The organism is Candidatus Binatia bacterium (assembly GCA_029243485.1).
Lineage (GTDB): Bacteria > Desulfobacterota > Binatia > UBA12015 > UBA12015 > VGTG01.
Map to the genome: position 1 here is coordinate 157,707 of JAQWRY010000021.1, position 18,586 is coordinate 176,292.

At 64.5% G+C, this 18,586-nt stretch carries 15 protein-coding genes and 1 pseudogene; 5 read left to right on the forward strand and 11 right to left on the reverse strand.

Annotated features, from left to right (window positions below; all coding sequences use genetic code 11):
- Positions 1–44: 44 nt before the first annotated feature.
- Positions 45–1,088, forward strand: a complete 1,044-nt coding sequence (locus tag P8R42_08035; GenBank protein MDG2304595.1) for a radical SAM protein — start codon at positions 45–47, stop codon at positions 1,086–1,088.
- Here the strand turns inward: P8R42_08035 and P8R42_08040 are convergent, their stop codons facing one another.
- The 5 genes from P8R42_08040 to P8R42_08060 form a co-directional block, all read right to left on the reverse strand.
- Positions 1,089–3,578 carry a cytochrome C gene (locus tag P8R42_08040; GenBank protein ID MDG2304596.1) on the reverse strand — a complete coding sequence of 830 codons (2,490 nt, stop codon included), beginning with the start codon at positions 3,576–3,578 and terminating at the stop codon, positions 1,089–1,091.
- A 253-nt stretch (positions 3,579–3,831) separates the two neighbouring features.
- A complete protein-coding gene (locus tag P8R42_08045) occupies positions 3,832–3,987 on the reverse strand; it encodes a hypothetical protein (protein ID MDG2304597.1) in 156 nt (51 codons plus the stop codon).
- Positions 3,988–4,071: 84 nt separating this feature from the next.
- Positions 4,072–4,275, reverse strand: a complete 204-nt coding sequence (locus tag P8R42_08050; protein ID MDG2304598.1) for a hypothetical protein — start codon at positions 4,273–4,275, stop codon at positions 4,072–4,074.
- A 19-nt stretch (positions 4,276–4,294) separates the two neighbouring features.
- Positions 4,295–5,143 (reverse strand): alpha/beta hydrolase, encoded by an 849-nt coding sequence (locus P8R42_08055; GenBank protein ID MDG2304599.1) that lies wholly within the window; start codon positions 5,141–5,143, stop codon positions 4,295–4,297.
- 56 nt (positions 5,144–5,199) lie between these two features.
- Positions 5,200–6,210: a hypothetical protein gene (locus tag P8R42_08060; protein MDG2304600.1), complete on the reverse strand. Its 1,011-nt coding sequence runs from the start codon at positions 6,208–6,210 to the stop codon at positions 5,200–5,202.
- Positions 6,211–6,290: 80 nt separating this feature from the next.
- Between P8R42_08060 and P8R42_08065 the strand changes: the two genes are divergently transcribed.
- Positions 6,291–6,983: a hypothetical protein gene (locus P8R42_08065; GenBank protein MDG2304601.1), complete on the forward strand. Its 693-nt coding sequence runs from the start codon at positions 6,291–6,293 to the stop codon at positions 6,981–6,983.
- A 4-nt stretch (positions 6,984–6,987) separates the two neighbouring features.
- Here the strand turns inward: P8R42_08065 and P8R42_08070 are convergent, their stop codons facing one another.
- Positions 6,988–7,704: an SDR family oxidoreductase gene (locus tag P8R42_08070; protein ID MDG2304602.1), complete on the reverse strand. Its 717-nt coding sequence runs from the start codon at positions 7,702–7,704 to the stop codon at positions 6,988–6,990.
- A 98-nt stretch (positions 7,705–7,802) separates the two neighbouring features.
- Between P8R42_08070 and P8R42_08075 the strand changes: the two genes are divergently transcribed.
- Entirely contained in the window at positions 7,803–8,870 is a 1,068-nt protein-coding gene (locus P8R42_08075) for a 2OG-Fe(II) oxygenase family protein (protein MDG2304603.1), read from the forward strand.
- Between the two features lie 116 nt (positions 8,871–8,986).
- Positions 8,987–9,838, forward strand: coding sequence for a YiiX/YebB-like N1pC/P60 family cysteine hydrolase (locus tag P8R42_08080; GenBank protein ID MDG2304604.1), 852 nt, complete (start codon positions 8,987–8,989; stop codon positions 9,836–9,838).
- Positions 9,839–9,848: 10 nt separating this feature from the next.
- On the opposite strand, the gene truA is transcribed toward P8R42_08080, so the two are convergent.
- Positions 9,849–10,589 carry a tRNA pseudouridine(38-40) synthase TruA gene (gene truA, locus P8R42_08085; GenBank protein MDG2304605.1) on the reverse strand — a complete coding sequence of 247 codons (741 nt, stop codon included), beginning with the start codon at positions 10,587–10,589 and terminating at the stop codon, positions 9,849–9,851.
- A 71-nt stretch (positions 10,590–10,660) separates the two neighbouring features.
- Here truA and P8R42_08090 point away from each other — a divergent pair.
- Positions 10,661–11,383 (forward strand): annotated as a pseudogene (locus P8R42_08090) (pseudouridine synthase).
- Positions 11,384–12,152: 769 nt separating this feature from the next.
- On the opposite strand, the gene P8R42_08095 reads toward P8R42_08090, so the two are convergent.
- The 4 genes from P8R42_08095 to P8R42_08110 all read right to left on the reverse strand — a co-directional run bounded on the left by P8R42_08095 (position 12,153) and on the right by P8R42_08110 (position 18,580).
- Positions 12,153–13,001 carry an SDR family NAD(P)-dependent oxidoreductase gene (locus P8R42_08095; protein ID MDG2304606.1) on the reverse strand — a complete coding sequence of 283 codons (849 nt, stop codon included), beginning with the start codon at positions 12,999–13,001 and terminating at the stop codon, positions 12,153–12,155.
- Between the two features lie 12 nt (positions 13,002–13,013).
- Complete coding sequence (locus P8R42_08100) at positions 13,014–13,376, reverse strand: glutathione S-transferase N-terminal domain-containing protein (protein ID MDG2304607.1); 363 nt, start codon at positions 13,374–13,376, stop codon at positions 13,014–13,016.
- A 555-nt stretch (positions 13,377–13,931) separates the two neighbouring features.
- On the reverse strand, positions 13,932–15,533 hold the full coding sequence (locus tag P8R42_08105; GenBank protein ID MDG2304608.1) for an efflux transporter outer membrane subunit: 1,602 nt from the start codon (positions 15,531–15,533) through the stop codon (positions 13,932–13,934).
- On the reverse strand, positions 15,530–18,580 hold the full coding sequence (locus tag P8R42_08110; protein ID MDG2304609.1) for an efflux RND transporter permease subunit: 3,051 nt from the start codon (positions 18,578–18,580) through the stop codon (positions 15,530–15,532). The genes P8R42_08105 and P8R42_08110 overlap by 4 nt, the downstream gene beginning before the upstream one ends.
- Between the last annotated feature and the right edge of the window lie 6 nt (positions 18,581–18,586).

The window sequence follows — 18,586 nt, forward strand, 5'->3', positions numbered from 1 at the left end:
CGTTGATCTACTGCGCCGCTCCACATCTGTGATACGCCACGGGCATGGCCCCCCACGAAGTTCTCGAGCTTTCTCACGATCCGAAGCCGCGGCCACAGTGGCCCGCACGGCGCGGCCCCAGTCCCTACGACTTCGCGAAGATCGGCTTTGCCCTCTTCGGACTCCCGCGCAACGCGTTCGGCTCCATCGACGTGACCAACCGCTGCAATCTCCGGTGCACGCACTGCTACTACTACGCTGGCGACGACAGCTCCTTGCCGCCCGAACTGAGCGCAGACGAATGGGTCGAGCATCTCGAAGAGCTCAAGCGCTCGTCGGGCCTGAAGCTGCCGTTCTTCAACGCCACGTGGGTCGGCGGCGACCCGCTCGTCCGGCGGGACGTCATCGAACGTTGCAAGCCGTTCTTCAAGTACAACACGATCGTCACCAACGGCACGATGCCGCTCCCCGACTGGCCGGACGTGAATTGGTACGTGTCTGTCGACGGCGACGAGCGGGCGCACGAGGCGATGCGCGATCCGCAGGGGCACTACCGAAAGAACGGCGGGCGAGGCATCTACCACCGCGTGCGCGAGAACGTACGCGCCAACCAGCACCTGCGGATCACTATCTGCTGCGTCATCACCCGCGAGAACGTCTCTTCGATCGAGAGTGTCGTCCGCGATTGGTACGAGGCCGGAGCCCGCAACATCACGTTCGACTTTTTTACGCCGATCAAAGGCCTTGCGAACGCGGACCTGTGGCTGAACCCACAAGAGCGTGACGATGCGATCGACAAGCTCCTCGCGCTCCGCGAGATTTACGGCGACTTCTTCGTGATTCCCGAGCGTGCTCTCCGCCTCATGCGATCCGAGCACTGCATGGACGTCACGACGAATTGCCTCCTGCGCGACCGCTCGTTCAGCCTCAATGCGAGCGGCAAGACCAAGGGCAAGTGCGTGATGGGCAACAACGCGGACTGCGACCGCTGTGGGTGCATCGCACCGTTCTATCTCCGCTCGCTGACACACCGCCCGATGATCCTCGAGGACCTCGGACGTTCGGCACTCCGCTCCCTGCGGGCCGCGATGACCCTGGCGTCGAACTAGTCAACGCACGGCCGCTGGGATCCGGTTCAGCGTGTACCAGGCTTCTGTGGTCCACAAAGAGTCGCCACTCTCGCTCCGGATCTCATCCGGGTCCGCTCGGAGGTGGACGACGGAACCCGGCCGGAGTCCCGGAATCTCGAGACGAACGCGACGGCGGTCCTCCGAGACCTGCACCGAAGTCACCTCGAGGGTTTCTAGATTCACCTTCGGTCCGCCATACGCTGCCGTCGGCTCGTAACTCCAATGCCGGATGCGATACGCGCTCTCGTCCTCACCCGCCCCCTCGGCCAACGGCTCGGTCCACTCGACTTCGAAGCCAGCGGGAAGGGCACGCATCGCGAGCATCTCGAATGTCGACTCTCCGTTGTACGCGAGCCGCTCCAATCCGAACCACTGGCCGCCACTGTGGCTCCAATTCCCCGGATTCCCGATGCCTCCGACGTAGAGCTTCCCATCGGGCCCCCACCGAAGTCGGTTCACTCCCGCTTGGAGTCCCTGACTGAAGCGGAAGACCGCGCCCTGATACGCACCGTCGACTCTCTCGGCGAACACCCGCTTGATTCCACCATGGGTCACGTCGCCGTGGATCATCTGTCCGCGGTACGGACCCAGATCGAGAGGTACCGGCTCGGTCGGGGAGTTGCCGATGTCATCCTGGGGAAGCCAGACGACAGGCGGCGTCTCGATCCGATCGGCATCCCCCTCGGGATCGACGTCGCGAAAGCCGTAGAAGGCGTCCCGCTGAACGTGCACGATCTTGCTCGCCGGAAGCCAAGCGCCCTGGTTGTCGGCCACGAACAGCTCACCGTCGATGCCTGTACCGATACCGTTGGGCGTTCGGAGTCCCCGAGCGAGACGTTCCGCGTTCCCGTCCATGGAGATCCGGATGACAGCCCCACGATCGACGGGCTGTGAGGGAGCCGAATCGCCGCCGGGAACGACGCCCGAAGAGAGGGTCGCGACGAAACCGTCGGGTTCGGCGACGAGACCGAACGCGAACTCGTGAAAGTTGCCGGAGGATTCCCAATCATTGGAGACCGTTTGGTACTCGTCGGTCACGCCATCACCGTCGTTGTCCACCAGACGCGTGAGCTCGTGCTTCTGCAGAACGTAGATCTTGTCGTCCACGACCCGAAGCCCGAGGGGCTCGGCGAGCCCCCAGGCGATTCGGCGAACCCGCGCATCGCCTGCGTCGTCTCCGCCCAATCCAGAGATCCGGTAGACCGCTCCCTGGGTGTCCCAGGTCGAGATCACGAGGTCACCGTTCGAGAGGAAGTCCATCCCGCCCACCTTCGGCTCGAAGTCGCGCACCCGGATCTCCTCGCGATCGAAACTCGGATGAAGCCCCTCGAGCGGCTCACGATCTCCCGGCTGCTTCCCGCTCGGTTCGAACCACCCGCCGACGGTACTGCCGAACCAGTCGGCGATTAGCCCGGGCCCATGCGTAACCGCGAGCACCCAGAGCGATGGCTGCGTGCCTTCCGTGAGGCGCTCGCCCGCAGCGCGCCGCGCGGCCGCGTCGTTCCCATCCAGTGCGAGAATGAACGTGACGAGGTCCTCCGCCTCGACCGGATCGAGGAAGTCGTTCGCGGGCATGACGGTCTCACCCCACACCCCACTTCCACCGCTGCGAACCTTGGCCCCGAGACGCTCAATCGTCTCGTCGTCGGCGTCGTACTTCTCGGCGATCTCGACGAACGGGGGGCCGACCGTCCGCGCCTCCGTCGCGTGACACGACGGACACCCACTCGCCTCGAGCTTCTGCCAACCGGCATCGATCTCCGGAACCGCGCTCGCCTCAATGCGGGGCTCGCCGAACCGAGCACGCAGCACCGTGTCGGCGTTCGAGGCGAGGACGAGACGCGCACGGAAGTCAGCCCCACTGTCGGCCCGCACGTCCTGAAGGGCACCATCGGTCTGCGGGGACTCTCGCAGGGAGTCCAATTCCACGAGGTACTCGACCGTGACCTCGGACGGGACATCGGATGTGTGAAAGCGCCACTCGATCGCCGGGCCATCACCCGAGAGTCGCGCGATGCGCTCCTCGACGGGAATCACGACGCCGTCGTGTTCCAGGTCCGAGGACACGATAAATGCGCCGCTATCTTCGCGATGCCCGCGAAACCGAACCTTCGGCCGCACGAGCTCACCGGACACACGAAGCCTCCAGGGTGTTCGCCCCGCGCGAAGGACGTAGGCCGGCCCGGTCGCACGCGGCTGCGGGCCGTGTCGATAGTCGTAGACCGCTCCTTCCAACTCGACGCCATCGCGCCAGACTTTGTAGAGCGAGGACGTCTTCGCGTCATACGCCGCCCACACGCCGCCACCGAGATCCAGAGTCAGCATGCGGGGTCGGCCGTCGAGGACGGAACGAAACGCCGGGGGCATCACGTGGGTCGACGGGAGCGACCGTTCCGTCTGGATCGCTGCGCACGAGGAGATCAGAACCGCGATTGCGATCGTCGCGAAGGAAGACGAGCGGCTTCTCACTGTGCGGCCTCGATAGGCTCGCAGTGCGTCGCCACGAAGATACTCTCGCCCATCTTCTCGTCGAGCGTCATCGCTCAGGAGTACCTCGATTTGCGACATCCCCCTGCCTCTCTTAGCACCGCTGTGGCAGCGGCGAACCGGCACCCTGATCGAAAACGGTGCTACCCACCAGCGAGCGAGTTCACGATCGTAACCACGTCGCCAGCATCGAGCGGACGATCCAGCGCCGCGCGACCGCGGGCGCCATCCTCGTTCAGGAAACAAAGAACGTGGCGGAGCGCGGCGCCAGGCAGCCGAGGAACGTGCTGCCGAGCATCTCGGTACCGGAGAGATCGACGATGAGACGAGCGTCCGGGCCCTTATCCATCAGACGACAGACCACCCGCTTGAACGCCGGACTCTCGCCCACTCGTCGCTTCCTAGACTATCGGGGGGACTTCAACGTCGCTTGAAAGCCTACGCAGTGCTCCATCGAGGTCATCTCGGGGCGGCCTTAGATCGTCGGAATATGCATGCGCATGATGCCGGCGTCACGGATCTCCTGAACGACCTCCGCGGGGAGCTGCCGCAGTCGATCGTACTCCGAAGCGAGGTCCTTCTCGCGGCCCCCCAAGACGAGTGCGCGCGCGTTCCGCAGGATGTCGCTCGCCGAGAGATACGACCCCGCTCGCGGCTTCATTTCGTTCGACGCGCTCATCGATCGGTACTCCTCGGGGTCAAACCGCAGTCGCGAGTCGCGGCGTGAAATCGGCTCGTCGCGCGACATCTCGGCACGCTCGAACCAGAGTGGGCGCAAACACGTTGGCCTTCGCGATGCAGGCGGCGTGGTTGCCGTGGACTTCGAACGCGGACGCGTTCGGGATCGAAGCCGCGAGCTTACGTTGGCGCGCCGGGGGCACCAGCTCGTCCTTGGTCGTGACGATCACCGACGTCGGCACGTCGACCCGACCGATCCAGTCATGCGACGAGAACCGCGCAACGGCGCCCGCCGCTTGGATCACGGTCGACGGTTCGTGCCCCGACAGCTCGGAGACGATCCGCTCGCGCAGCTGCGGATGTTCGACCCGCGCCAGCATCCGCGCGAGAAAGCGATCCTGCGCCGCACCCGGAACGAGTCGAGCTATCATCGCGGCCGACGCAAGAACCATCCGCGCCCCGCGGGCCAGCTTACGGGTCATGAAGTGACGTGCGGTTGCACAAAGCACCAGTCCGGCAACGTGCTCCGGGTGCCGGTGCCACGTGAGCGAGGCAATCGGCCCGCCCATCGAGTAACCGACGGCGAGAAAGCGCCCGAGGTCCAGCTGCTCCGCAATCAGAACCGCGTCGTCTGCACAGTCCGCTAGGCGGAAACGAGACGTGCGTAGGCCCTGGCCGTGGCCGCGATGATCGACGCATACTACGCGGAAGTGCTCGGAAAGCGGGCGGAGACACGGCCCCCAGTTGAGGCGACCCGTCGCGCCGAGCCCATGAAGCAGTACGACCGCTGGGGCGCCCGCGGGTCCGGGGATGTCGCGTACCTGCGTTCGGCCACGCCCCGGGAGTTCGATCTCTCTGTCGATCGACATGACGTTCTTGTGCCACCCCGCAGGAGCCCCCGCCAGTCGGCAATCGAACGCGTGCCTCAGCCCACCGGACTGCGTCGCTTGTCACCCAAAGCGTTCGGGGAGTCGAGCCATACGTCGGCTGCGCCCACGATCCCGAGTTCCTCGCGAACGTCGACGATCGGGCGCTCGAACGCCGCCCAGTAGTCCCAGCCGTCCATCAGATCCCGAGTCATCACGGCTCCGCACGCCAAACCCTGCATCATGAGGTCCGGATCCATCTGCCCTCGTGCGGCCCGAATATCGAGCGGCGGATCGAGCATGATGCCGAGATGAAATGCCGCGATGCCATCGAGGAGAACCTCACTCGCGTGACGTCCGGCGTAGCCCGCAGTGAATGCGCCGACAGCGATCTCCCCGGCGGGATCCGTGTTAAAGCCGCCGAGCAGGTGAGAGGCGTCGTGCACGGTAAAGAGGGCTTCCGGGTAGGCGCCCTTCTCGCCCGGGAGGAGAAACCCACGCGTTTCGTAGAACTGAAAGTAGGACTTTCCCAACGTTCCGTCGGGTAGCTTCTCCAGCGCGCGGAATCGGCTTGCGACCGCCTCGTCCCCACGCGTCTCCAGGTACGCGTCGACGACCGCCTTCAGCGTACCGAGAATACCGTCGCCAGGCAGGAAGCCGGCCGCCAACAGCTTTCGACCGTAGTCCAGCTTCAACCGGAGGATCTGGCCGTCACGAAGTCGGCGCATGTTCGTCACCGCGTCGGATGCGATTCCAAACTCGGCCGCGTACCGGTCGACCACACAAGCCCGCGCCGCTTCGACTTCCATCTCGATGTAGACGGCCAGCGTCAGAAACAGCAACGCCCGCGCCCGCTCGTCCTGTTGCGACAGAGCATTTGCGAGCGCGCGGGGTGAGACCTCCGGAAGGCGAGGCGGTACTCCCTCGAGGCCGAAGACGTGTCGCGCCGTGGCGTCGAGGAGAGTCTTGTCGAGTTCGCTCGGAGGATGCTCATCCTCGAGCCACATCACCTGCGCCATCGCAGCCAAGACGAGAAGCTGCTGCTCGCGGTTCCACACGACGACTTCCATGACGGCATCTAAGGCCCTACTCCTAGGCCACGCAAATTCGGGCGCTTCCCCTCCGAGCGGGCCTCCGGTACCTCCCCGAGATGGATGTCGCCTCGAAGTCGCGCCTGCTTCTGATCGAAGGCATCGTCGGCTCGGGCAAATCGTCCACCGCAAAGGAGCTGGCACGGCGGCTGCACAAGAACGGGCGCCCGGCTCGGTGGGTCCGCGAGGAAGCGGCGGACCACCCTGTCACTGCGAAGTCTGAAGACCGACCCGAGCCGATCGTGACCCGGATCGAGTGGTGGCTACGGCATTGGACCAACATCGCGGCGCGAAACGACGATATGGATCTCGTACTCGAAGGCACCGCGTTTCAGAGCACGGTCCGCATGCTGTTCGCGGAACGGGTGCCGCGGTCCCGGATCGACGAGTACGTGGATCAGTTCATCGTAGCCCTACGGCCAGCGGACGCGCGGATGATCTACCTGCGCCGCCTCCACCCAGAACGAGATTTGCGGGAACGGGTTCTTCCGCTACGAGGAGAAGATTGGACAGCGCGCGTCGCCCGATACTGTGAATCGACGCCGATCGGTCGCGGCCGTGGGTGGCGCGGCGCCGACGGGCTCGTTGCGTTCTGGTGCGAGTACCGGGCGCTCTGTGACGAACTGGTCGACCGGATGGACATCCCCGCCCTCTCGATCGATCCCACCGGCCGCGCGTGGAGCGCGATCCACGATGAGATCGAGGCATGGGTGCTGCAGAGCCGTGACGAGATCTCGAGCCTCACCGCTTGAGTACTCAGATCGGTCGGACCGGCGAAGCCGGATCGTAGAACGAGTAGAGCTTCACGAGCTCCGCGATCTGCCGCTTCGACGCGTTCAGCGTCTCGGCGTTCACGTTGAATATCTGTCCGGCCATCTCGGCTGCGTGTTCCAACGCGAAGACGTAACCGGCGGCGCAATCCTCGACGTGCAAGAACGTTCGGCGAGAGTCCCCCGCAAACAGAACGACAGTGCCTTCCTGGACCGCCTTCTGCACGAAGTCGTGGATCAGAAGTCCAGTCCGCATCCGCGGACTCACGCCGAAGATGGTCGGCCAGCGCAACGAGATCGACTGCTCGTGCGAAAGGAAGACCTGCTCGGCCTGGAGCTTCGCCACGCCGTAGTGACTGACCGGACAGACCTCCGTCTCCTCGCTGCTCACACCACCGCCCGCGCCATACAGGGACGTGGTCGACGCATACACGAGCAACTGCTCCTTCGAGAGGGCGCGGCAGATCTCGCGCGTCGCGGTCACGTTGATGCTGTCAGTGACGTACGTACCTCGATTCCAGAATGCGTTCGCGAGTAGGTTGAAGGCGTTGTTCGCCCACTTCCCCCAACGCAGGAACTCGGCGCCCTCTTCGTTGACCGCGGTCTCCATCATCCGAGAGGCGATGACCATCGCCGTGTCGGTGATGTACGTGCGTTCGTCGACGTCGCGGAAGACCGGGGTGAAAATCGAAACGGCACCCATCGGGAGACCCAAGTTACCGAACCCACGCAGGATCCGCACGAGGCGGCACCCGGCTCTACCCCCTTGAAGACCTCGGGCCGAATTCGCATCATCCACCCATGCCACCGACACAAGCGCCCCCGTCCAGCGACGAAATACCGGAGATCGACGTCACGCCGCTTTTCGGCGACCGTGGGTCCGCCCGAGACGAGATCGACCGCAAGATCTGCGAAGCGGCGTCCCGCGTCGGATTCATGACGATTGCCGGAGCGCCGCTCGGCGACGACGCCGGCAGGCAGGCGCGAGACTCACTGCTGCGGCTCTTCCGGCTCCCCGAAGGCGAGCGGCGAAAGCTCTGGAAGAAGAATTTCGCCCCGGAGAACCCGAACCTCTATCGCGGCTGGTTTCCACTTGAGTCTGCCGAGCCGCGGAGCCGGGAGGGCTTCGAGATCGGGCCGGACGTGGTTCGGGAGCTTCCGGACTCGGACGACGATCTTCTCTTCGAGCCCTCCGTGTTTCCGCCAGAGGAACAGATTCCGGGTTGGCGGCGGGACGCCGTTGCGTACTACCGAGCGATGGAGTCGATCGGCTACGCCCTCCTCGCGTCGATCTCACGCGGGATCGGCATTTCGGAGGACATCTTCCGCGGCGCGTTCGACGACGGAATCTCGACGCTGCGCCTTCTGCGCTACCCCGGCCGCCCAGCGGGCGAACCTCTCGCGCCCGAGCTCGAGAAATACTTCATGAGGTGGGCAGGCGAGCGCGTCGAAGTCGTTTGCGGTGGCCATGTGGACTCGGGGCTCGTGACGATTCTCGCCCAATGCGACGCGGCCGGCCTCCAGGCCCGAACCGACGACGGTCACTGGATCGACGTACCCCCGACCGAGAACGGGCTCATCATCAACTTTGGTGGTCTACTGGCTCGCTGGACCGGCGGTCGTGTGCGCGCGACGATGCACCGCGTGTTGTCCTCGGGCACGGAGCGCTTCTCGATTCCGTTCTTCTTCGAGCCTCGTCCGAACACGGTGATTGCGCCGCTCCCACTCGATGGGATCGAACCCTTCGCGCCATTCCAGTTCGGGGATTACCTCTGGGCGACCACGACGAAGTTCCCCGAAAACCACGGTTTGGGCCATCTGAGGCCGGCCCGCGCGCCGTACCGCGACCCGTTCGAGAAGCAGAGCTGAACGCACCCTGGAACCCGCACCCCGATCACCCCTCACGCGCAGCGACGGCCGCCGCAGTCGCGGCCCAACCCCCACGGTAGACTTGTTCCCGCTCGACCCGCATTGCATGGTGCAGCATGCCGATCCCGTGGCTGCGGCACCGTCTTTTTCGTTGGGGTGCGGACTACCTCACGAAGCCGCTCGGCGAGCACCGAGGGCCAACGTGGCACGACCCCGATATCCTTCGGCAGACACTTCGCCCCGGAGACATCGTCCTTGTCGAAGGGGACCAGCGAGTGAGCGAGATCATCAAGTTTCTCACGCAGAGCTCGTGGTCTCACGCTGCCATCTACGTCGGCGACGCTCTCCAGAACCGATCCCCGGAGCAACGAGCCAGCCTCGAAGGAGGGGTCGAGGCCGACACGGCGCACATGGTCATCGAGGCGCTCCTCGAGGAGGGCGTGACTGCGAACCCCATCGCGAAGTACACGGACTTCAACCTACGCATCTGCCGTCCTCTCGGCCTCCAAGCGGAAGACCTCGCGAAGATTGTCTCCGAGATCAGTGGGCAGATGGGATCACGCTACAACGTCCGTCACGTCTTCGATCTCGCGCGCTACTTCTTCCCCGTGAGCCTCATCCCGCGGCGCTTCCGCCGCACGGCCCTCGAGTTGGGAAGCGACCTCACCCACGAAGTGATCTGCTCGACTCTCATCGCCCAGGCCTTCCAGAACGTGGGCTTCCCAATCCGCCCGACGATCACGCCCGACGGGGCGGCCCCGCCCTCGCCGTGGTACACGCGGCTCGTCCGACGACGGACTCCGTACCCCGCTCGGTTTCGCCACAAGCGCACGAGCCTCGTCACCCCGCGGGACTTCGACCTCTCGCCCTACTTCGAGATCATCAAGCCCAACCTCGTCGCAGCGGAGGCGTTCGACTACCGTCGCATCCGATGGGACGACATCGGCAAAGAGTCGGAACCGGGCTGAAGGCCCACCGTCACTCGTACTGAACGGCGTCTAGGAACAAGCCCGAGGCCGGAGCAGTCCCCGGGGCCACCTTCCGGTCGCACGCTGCGAGCAGCGCACGCAGATCTTCGGGCTTCGTGCGACCCTCGCCCACTTTCACGATCGCGCGCACGAGGTTCCGCACCATCTTGTAGAGGAAGCCGTCGGCCTCGAAGACGATCGAGATCCGCTCGAGATCGTGGCTGAGCGTCACCCGCTTCAGGTTGCGGCGCGTCGACTTCTGTTTGTAGTTCGTCTTCGTCGCGAAGGTCGCGAAATCACGTTCTCCGACGAGTTCTGCGCAAGCGGCGCGCATCGGATCGACCGCGAGCGGGCCCGGAATGTGCCACACCCGTCCCTTCATCTGGCCCGGACACTTCGGCGCGTTCCAGATCTCGTATCGGTAGATCTTACCGATCGAGGCCGTCCGGGCGTGAAAACCCTCATCCGCTTGCTCGATGTCCAGAATGCGGACCGCGGGAACGAGAGCCAGGTCGAGCGCGCGCTTCGTCTCAGCGAGGTCCGGCTCGCCGGGCAGATCGGCGTTGAAGACCTGGCCCTGCGCGTGGGCGCCACCGTCCGTCCGACCGGAGCCGAAGATGGCGACCGGAGATCCGAAAACCCCGGAGAGCGCCTCCTCAATGGCCCCCTGGATCGTCGCCTTGTTCTGGTGGCGCTGCCAGCCGGAGAACTCCCTGCCGTCGTATCGGACTGTGAACTTGTGGTTGGACATGAAGGCGGAACCCTAGCTGATGCGACGGGCCTTTTGTGCCATAGCCCATGGGCCGGAGCACGCGCAGCCCGATGCAGAGACGTAGCCTAGACCGCATCCTGAACTCCCAGGGGTTCGGCACCCGACGGGAATGCCGAGCGCTCGTACGCCGCGGGCTCGTGACGGCCGACGGCCGACCCGCGAGGGACGATGCAGCGGAGTACGAGATGGAAGATCTCGAGATCGCCGTAGAGGGCGTGATGACCTGGCGCTGTCGCGAGCGGCTCAACCTCGCCCTGCACAAGCCGCAGGGCTACGAGTGCTCTCGCAGCCCGTCGCACCATCCAAGTATCCTCAGCCTCCTTCCCGCACCGTTCGTCACTCGCGGGGTTCAGCCCATCGGCCGACTCGATTAGAACACTTCCGGGCTGCTCCTGCTGTCCGACGACGGTGGCTTCAACCACACCATCTCCTCTCCGAAGCGACACATCCCTAAGACCTACGTCGCGACGACGCGCGCACCGGCAACCGCCGACCTCGCAGCCGCGCTACGCGACGGCGTGCTTCTCCGTGGCGAGACCGAGCCGAACGCGGCGCTCGACTGCGCGGTCGTCGGAACCCACCGGCTCGAGCTTCGGATTGATCAAGGCAAGTACCATCAGGTGAAGAGGATGCTGGCGGCCGCGGGAGCGGAGTGTGTGGCGCTCGAACGAACTGCGATCGGGAACCTCACACTCGCCGCGCTTGGGCTCGAGTCCGCGCAGTGGTGCGTACTCGGCGCCGCCGAAATCCGGCTTCTGGCCCCGGAGGTCTGATTCAACCCTCGAGCGCCGGGCGAGTCTCTTCCGGCGCCGTGCCGGCTACCGGCGGGTACCAAATCGGCACCGTCGCCAATGCTCGGCGCCTCGCCCAGTCCCTCTTGACGGTCCACCCCCAAGCGCAGGCTCTCGTCGACGGGCAAGAAGCGACCGGCGACCAGATCCTCGTGGCCGGCCGACGCACTCCATCTGGGCTTCCTCGCGAACTTCGATTGGTGACCGAACCGACACGGGCTCGATTGGTTTGCTCGCCAGATGCTCCCGAAATTCGCGTTGATGGTGCAGCCGCCGCCCAGGCAACAGTGAGAGGAACGTTACACCCGGGCCGGAGAGCTTTCGATGCGCAGCAAACAGACGAGCAACGGCACGCCAGAGCAGCCCCCGCAGGTCCCACCGCGACGAAGGAATCAATCGCGCCACCCCGCAGCCACCACGGGCTCGCTCGGAGTACACAGAGCCCTGTAATGAAGAACACATCTCAGATGTTCAAGACGACCGTCATCGGCAGCCAGCTCTTCCTCATTCCTCTCGCCGTGGTCATCGTCGTCGTCGGCAAGGTCGTCGTGGTGATGAGGACGGCCAAGGGCAATGCCGAAGTCTACCGCCCCGGGACGATCACAAGCCCGCGTTCGTGGTCGAGGACGGGAGCTACGCCTCGGCCCGCTGGCCGGGGGACAGCTATCTCTTTGCGCAGAGGTATGTGGAACTGCTGGAGCGAGCGCTCAGAGCCGCGCCAGCGAACACACCGGGCGTCTAGCGCGGCGCGCTAGCCCTCCCCCGACTCCACGTCGAAGTCCGCGTACGGATTGCTGGGATTGCGGTCGGCCGCGATGTCCGCGGCGCGCGCGCCGGCGCGCGCCGCCGTGCCGGGGTGGGTAAACACCCAGAACCGGTCCTCGCGAATTGCTTCAACGACCTTGTCGGCGACATCGGACGGCTGGATGCCCATGCTGACCAGGGTCTCGCGCAGGAAGCCCATCACGGCCACGTCCTTGGGGTTCTCCGGAGCGCCGTCGTCGCGGTTGCGCTCGGAGTGGAAGATCCCGGTCCGCACGAGATTCGGGCAGACGACCGAGACGCCGACGGGCGTGCTTTCGAGCTCGCGGTACAGCGACTCGGTAAGACCAACCACCGCGTGCTTGCTCGCACAATACATCCCAAGCGAGTCGTTCGTCATGAGCCCCGCTTCGGAAGCCGTGTTGACGATGTGCCCCTCGCCCGCCTCGACCATCAAGGGCCCGAATGTGCTAACTCCATGCGCGACGCCGAGCACGTTCACGTCCATCACCCAACGCCAGTCTTCGGGTTTTGTATCGAGCATCTTGCCGCCGGGAGCGACGCCGGCGTTGTTGCAGAGAACGTGGACGGCGCCAAATCGCGCGAGGGTTCGATCGGCGAGTGCCGCGACCTCCTCCGGCTTGCGAACATCGGTGGCAACCGCAAGAACCCGCTCGCCCGACTCGTCCAGCAGACCAGCCTGCTCCTCGAGAGCACCGGCCTCAACGTCGGCCATCACGACGTTCATGCCTTCGGCGAGAAACCGCTTTGACAGCGCGAGCCCGATACCGCTCGCGGCACCGGTGACCACGGCGACCTTCTTCGTCAGTTCGCGCATGAGGCCCACCGCCTAGACTGAGAAACGCGTCTCGAGATACTGGTCGATCGCGCTCGACTCGTAGAGCCAGCGCACGGCACCCTCCTCCTCGATCCGCAGGCACGGGACCTTGGGCGAGCCGCCCTCACGGAGAAGCTCCTCCCGCCAGGTCTCGTTGCGCTTTACGTCACGGGTCTCGATCGGCAGGATCAGACGCTTCATCTGGCGGCGAACCTTCACGCAGAACGGGCAGGCGAGGAATTGGTACAGCTTGAGGCTCTCGACTTCCGAATCGACGGTCGCCTGCTGGGCGGCCTCGCGGGTTACCGGCGTGGGCTGAAAGACCTTGTCCCACAGGAGGATGATAGGGCCGAGGAAGGCCCGGATCGCGCGCATGAGGTACTTCATCCATTCATCTCTACCATCCCGCGCCGAAGAGAATCACCTTCGATTCTGCCGACCGGCCTTTTCAGCCCAGAAATCGTCCGGTCGACCCGGGGCCGGCTTGCCACGGAGGGGTCGGGCCGGCCGATGTGCCGGGAGGGAGTGCTCCGAGGAGCACTCTCTAGCCTGCCAACGGTCAGAAATCGCAGACCTCGATCTCACAACTCAGAGGATTGCAGTCCTCCCCGAGCGGGTCGCACGCTCACTCCTGCGGGCACGTCCTCGGAGCCTCGCAGGTGTACGGCGAAAACTAGGATGTAGACACATGACTTCCTCCCATGGGGGCTCGGCGGGCGACAGGACGACCGCGGGTTGTAGATCCGCGGTGAACTGCACAAGCGCGATGCCAGGGAGGTGAGGAGAGAAAATTCCTACGCTATTCGACGAATCGCGCGCCGCGCCGCTAAGTCGGATTGGCGTCGAGCTGTGGCCGTCGGAAAGTTTACTTGTCGCACCTTTATGCGATGTGGGGCCGTGCGAATGTATCCGCGGACGGCGCCTACCGCATCACCAGAGAGGCCAGGACCAACCGGTCGGATCTTTCTCTTCGGCCTCGCCGATCTGCTCGTCCTGATCGACCGTGTCGAGCAGATCGCCCCAGTTCGTGCGCTGTTTCATCTCGGCACTCATCTCGGTCGGCACGAACGGCTGCCCGTCTCGCAGCTCCCAACCACCACCCAGTGCCTTGTAGACCGCGATGAGCTCCACACCGATCGATCCACGCGTCACGACCAGCAGCTCCTGTGACCGGAGGAGCGCACGCTGAGCATCGAGAACGCGGATGTAGTCCGACTCGCCCTCCTTGTATCGCAATTCCGAGAGTCGAACGGCGCGCTGGGCCGCCACCGTCCCCTCGGTGAGGTACCCCACCTGGGCGGTCGCACCGAGGTACCCGGCGATCGAGTTCTCGACCTCCTGCTGGGCCAGAAGAACCGTGTTCTCGTACGCGACGATCTGCTCTTGGAAGAGAGCGTCCTGCACGCGAACGTTGTTCCGAATCTGGCCGTAGTTGAGGATGTTCCACCGCAACGACGGACCACCAAACGCCTCAAGGCTATTCCCCTCCCAGATTTGCCCGAAGCTGTTCGCAGCGAGACCGATCTGCCCGACCAGTGAGAGACTCGGGTACAGATCGCCCAACGCAACACCAATGCGCGCGCTCTGCGCCGCAACGGCCCGCTCCGCCCGCCGGATGTCCGGCCGCCGGCGCAGCAGGTCTGCGGGGATTCCGACGACCAACTTCTGTGACGTCGCCGGAATCGGCTTCGGAGCGCCGAGGAGGTCCCCAAGGGCCTGCGGCGGCATTCCGAGAAGGACAGCCAGTGAGTTCTGCGCCTGCTCCAGATTTGCCTGGAGCCCCGGAATCGAGGCCTGCGTCTCACGCAGTAGGGTCTTCGCCTGGACGACATCGAGCTCGCTGACGAACCCGTTGTCGAAACGCCCCTGCGCGATCTGAAGACTGCGCGCCTGGATCGACTCATTCGTTCGCGCGACGACGAGGAGCTCCTGCAGAGTCCGAACGCCGATGTAGGTCACCGCGACTTCGGAGACCAGAGAAACGAGAACATCATCGTATGTGGCAAGTGCCGCGACCAGCTCGGCATCCGCCGACTCGACGTTGCGACGGAAGCGGCCCCAGAGATCGACTTCCCATGCAGCGTCGAAGCCGAGCCCCCAGGTGCTGAAGCCGCTGCCGATCACCTGCGAGAGATCTTGCAACTGGTTCTCGCTGAGCTTGGTCCGCTGATAACCGAAGCCAGCGCTCTGCGATTGGGGGAAGAGACCGCCGATCGCGACACCGCGCCGTGCCTGCGCCTGCACGATGCGCAGACCGGCGATCCGAAGCGACCGGTTCTCCCGGTAGGCCTTCTCGACCAACTGATCCAGCGTGGGATCGCCGAAGGATTTCCACCACGCCGCGTAGTCCAACGCCTCCGCCTCGGCCTGCCCCTGTTCGCCGGTCTTCACCTCGACATGGGCGTCGGGCCGCACCTTCCAATCGGGCGCAACCGGCGCGTCCGGCTTCACGAAATCCGGCCCGATCATCGGACAACCCGCGAGCAACAGCGCCCCGAGCGCGAACGCGCCCTGCTTGATCGATTGAATCATGTGGCCTCCGGCGCAGATGCGCGGAAGAAGATCGAGTAGAGGACCGGGATCACCACCATCGTGAGCACAGTTGCGAACATCAGACCGAAGACGATCGTGACCGCCATCGAGATGAAGAAGTCGTCGAGGAAGAGCGGCATCATGCCGAGCGCGGTCGTGAGAGCGGCCATGGCCACCGGACGGAGTCGCGAGACGCCGGAGTCGAGAATGGCCTGATAGGTCTCCAAACCATTTCGGCGCTGCAGATCGATTTCGTCGATCAGCACGATCGCGTTCTTCACCAACATGCCGGAGAGGCTCATGAAGCCGAGCAAAGACATGAACCCGAAAGGCTGGCCCGTCACGAGGAGTCCCAGCGTGACCCCGATCAGGGCTAGGGGAACCATGAGCCAGATGATCAGCGGCTGGCGCAGCGCATTGAACAACCCGATCACGATCAGAACCATCATCACGAAGAACATGGGCAAGCTCGCCGCAATCCCATTCTTCGCCTTATTCCCGTCGCGATATTCACCCCACCACTCGATCGAATAGCCGGGCGGGAAGTCCAGCGCGTCCACCTCCCCCTTGATGCGAGCCAAGTACGTCTCGGACGTCTCCCCGATCGGCGGGTCGGCATGGATGGTGATCGCGGGCCGACGGTGGAGCCTCCACACGATGTCGTCCTCGAAGACCGTCTTGAAACCAGAAATGACTTGCCGCAGCGGAATGTACCCCTGCGCGGGCGGGCTCCAGATCTGCAAGTAATTGACCGTCTGCACGTCGAGCCTATCCGGCTCCGGAGAACGAACGAAGATCGGCAGAAGCTCGTCGCCGTCCCGATAGACACCGATGCGCTCACCGGCGAAGCCCGACAGGAGGATCGCAGCGACGTCCGTCCGCGTAATCCCGGCCCGCTCGGCCTCTTCCTCTGCGATAACCGGGCGAACGACCTTCACGCGCTGACGCCAGTCGTTGCGCACGCCAACGCCCGCACCCTTCTCCATGAGAACCTCGGCCTGGGCCGCGAGACCGCGAAGCACCACCTTGTCCGGCCCCATGATGCGCGCCTGGATGCGCCCACCGGACCCGGGGCCGAGACGGAATTTCTTGGTGTAGCCCATCCCGTCGATGTTCCTAGCGATGAAATCCTCGATCTGTGGGAGCATCGCATCGATCTTCGCGTAGTCGTCGACGTCGACCAGGAACTGTACGTAGGCCGAGTTGTCCTTCTCCGGATCGTAGGTCAGCAGGAAGCGCATCGCGCCGCCCCCGATCAGGGTGCTCACGTGCGTCACGCCGTCGAGGTCGCGAATGTAGTTCTCGAGCTTCGCCGAACGCTCCTCCGTCTCCTCGATGAAGATGCCCTGCGGGAAGAACATGTCGACCATGAACTGGGGTCGCGTCGAGTTCGGGAAGAAGCTCTGATCGACGAATCCGAAGCCGTAGAGCGAAAGCGCGAACAGAAAAACGACCACGCTGACGGTCACCCACCGGAAGCGGATGCAGCCGGCTACCACGGCGCGATAGCCGCTGTAGAACGCGCCCCCGTAGGGGTCGCGGCCGGCGTCGGCACCCCCGGCTTCGGCAACCGGGAGGAACATCACACACAGAATCGGCGTGGCCGTCACCGCCGTCACCCAGGAGAGCCCCAAAGAGAGGAACACAACCTGGAACAGCGTGCGGCAGTACTCACCGGTGGAGTCCTGCGACAAGCCGATCGCCGCGAAGGCCATGATCGCAACAGCAGTCGCACCGAGAAGGGGGATGCTCTGCTGACCGATGACCGCCAGCGCCGCGCTCTCGCCCTCCTCTCCTTTTTGCATCCGAACCAACATCCCGTCGACTACGACGATCGCGTTGTCGACGAGCATCCCGAGCGCGATGATCAGCGCACCGAGCGAGATCCGCTCGAGGGCCACATTCCAGGGCCCCATGAAGATGAACGTTGCAGCGATCGTGAGAACGAGGACGAAGCCAATGATGCCGGCACTTCGCCAGCCCATGAAGAACAGCAGAACACCAACGACGATCGCGACGGCCTCAAGCAGATTCAGCATGAAGCCGTCGATCGCCGTGGTCACCGCAGCGGACTGAAGCGAGATGATCCCCACCTCGATCCCGAGCGGGATCTGCCCCTGAAGCTCATCGATTCGCTTCTCGAGCCCAGCCCCCATGTTCACGACGTTGCCGCCGAGAACGGTCGAAATTCCGAGCCCGATTCCCCGCTCCCCGTCGTACCGCAGGATCTTGCGGGGCGGCTCGACATACCCACGGCGCACGGTCGCGACGTCGCGGAGATAGATCTGCTCGTCGGCCCCTTCCTCGCTGATCAAGAGATTCTCGAACTGCGCGACGGTCAGGAACTCTCCGGTCGGTCGAATGGCGACGTAGTCCGGAAGGACTTCCACCCTGCCCGCATCGCTGACCACGTTCTTGGCGCGCAGTTTCTCTGCAATCTGGGTTGGACGGATGCCCAGTTGCGACATTCGCTCGCGGTTCGGTTCGACGTAGACCGCCTCGTCCCACACGCCCCAGAAGTCGATCTTCGCGACGTCGTCGACGAGCAGCAGCTCGCGCTGCAGGAACTTCGCCACCTCTTTCAACTCGGCGAACGAGTACTCGGCGCCGTAGATCGCGACGAAGACGCCGTAGACGTCGCCGAAGTCGTCCCTGACGACCGACGGGCCGGCGCCGGGCGGGAGCTGCCCCTGGACGTCGCCCACCTTTCGACGCAGCTCGTCCCAGACCTGCGGCAGGCGTTCCTTATCGAACGCGTCCTTGATGCGGAGCTTGATCTCGGACCGGCCGCGGTAGTTGGTCGACTCGATCCAATCGAGCTGGCTCAACTGCTGGATGGCTTTCTCGACCTTGTCGGTGACCTCCCGCTCGACCTCTTCGGGAGAAGCGCCCGGATACCGCGTCACGACGACGGCGTCCTTGATGGTGAATTCCGGATCCTCGTAGCGCGCAAGGCTGTTGAACGAGAAGTAGCCGGCGATCAACACCACGAAGGTCAGAACCAAAGTGGTGACGCGATTGTTCAGCGCAAATTCGGCGAGCTTCATGAGTGC

Bases quoted from the DNA above. Each gene is read 5' to 3' on its own strand.
- P8R42_08060 (MDG2304600.1), bottom strand. From the start codon at position 6,210: ATGGAAGTCGTCGTGTGGAACCGCGAGCAGCAGCTTCTCGTCTTGGCT.
- P8R42_08100 (MDG2304607.1), bottom strand. From the start codon at position 13,376: ATGCGCGCGATCCGGGCCTTCCTCGGCCCTATCATCCTCCTGTGGGAC.
- P8R42_08055 (MDG2304599.1), bottom strand. From the start codon at position 5,143: ATGTCGATCGACAGAGAGATCGAACTCCCGGGGCGTGGCCGAACGCAG.
- P8R42_08075 (MDG2304603.1), top strand. From the start codon at position 7,803: ATGCCACCGACACAAGCGCCCCCGTCCAGCGACGAAATACCGGAGATC.
- P8R42_08105 (MDG2304608.1), bottom strand. From the start codon at position 15,533: ATGATTCAATCGATCAAGCAGGGCGCGTTCGCGCTCGGGGCGCTGTTG.
- P8R42_08035 (MDG2304595.1), top strand. From the start codon at position 45: ATGGCCCCCCACGAAGTTCTCGAGCTTTCTCACGATCCGAAGCCGCGG.
- P8R42_08080 (MDG2304604.1), top strand. From the start codon at position 8,987: ATGCCGATCCCGTGGCTGCGGCACCGTCTTTTTCGTTGGGGTGCGGAC.
- P8R42_08095 (MDG2304606.1), bottom strand. From the start codon at position 13,001: ATGCGCGAACTGACGAAGAAGGTCGCCGTGGTCACCGGTGCCGCGAGC.
- P8R42_08110 (MDG2304609.1), bottom strand. From the start codon at position 18,580: ATGAAGCTCGCCGAATTTGCGCTGAACAATCGCGTCACCACTTTGGTT.
- P8R42_08050 (MDG2304598.1), bottom strand. From the start codon at position 4,275: ATGAGCGCGTCGAACGAAATGAAGCCGCGAGCGGGGTCGTATCTCTCG.
- P8R42_08065 (MDG2304601.1), top strand. From the start codon at position 6,291: ATGGATGTCGCCTCGAAGTCGCGCCTGCTTCTGATCGAAGGCATCGTC.
- P8R42_08070 (MDG2304602.1), bottom strand. From the start codon at position 7,704: ATGGGTGCCGTTTCGATTTTCACCCCGGTCTTCCGCGACGTCGACGAA.
- truA (MDG2304605.1), bottom strand. From the start codon at position 10,589: ATGTCCAACCACAAGTTCACAGTCCGATACGACGGCAGGGAGTTCTCC.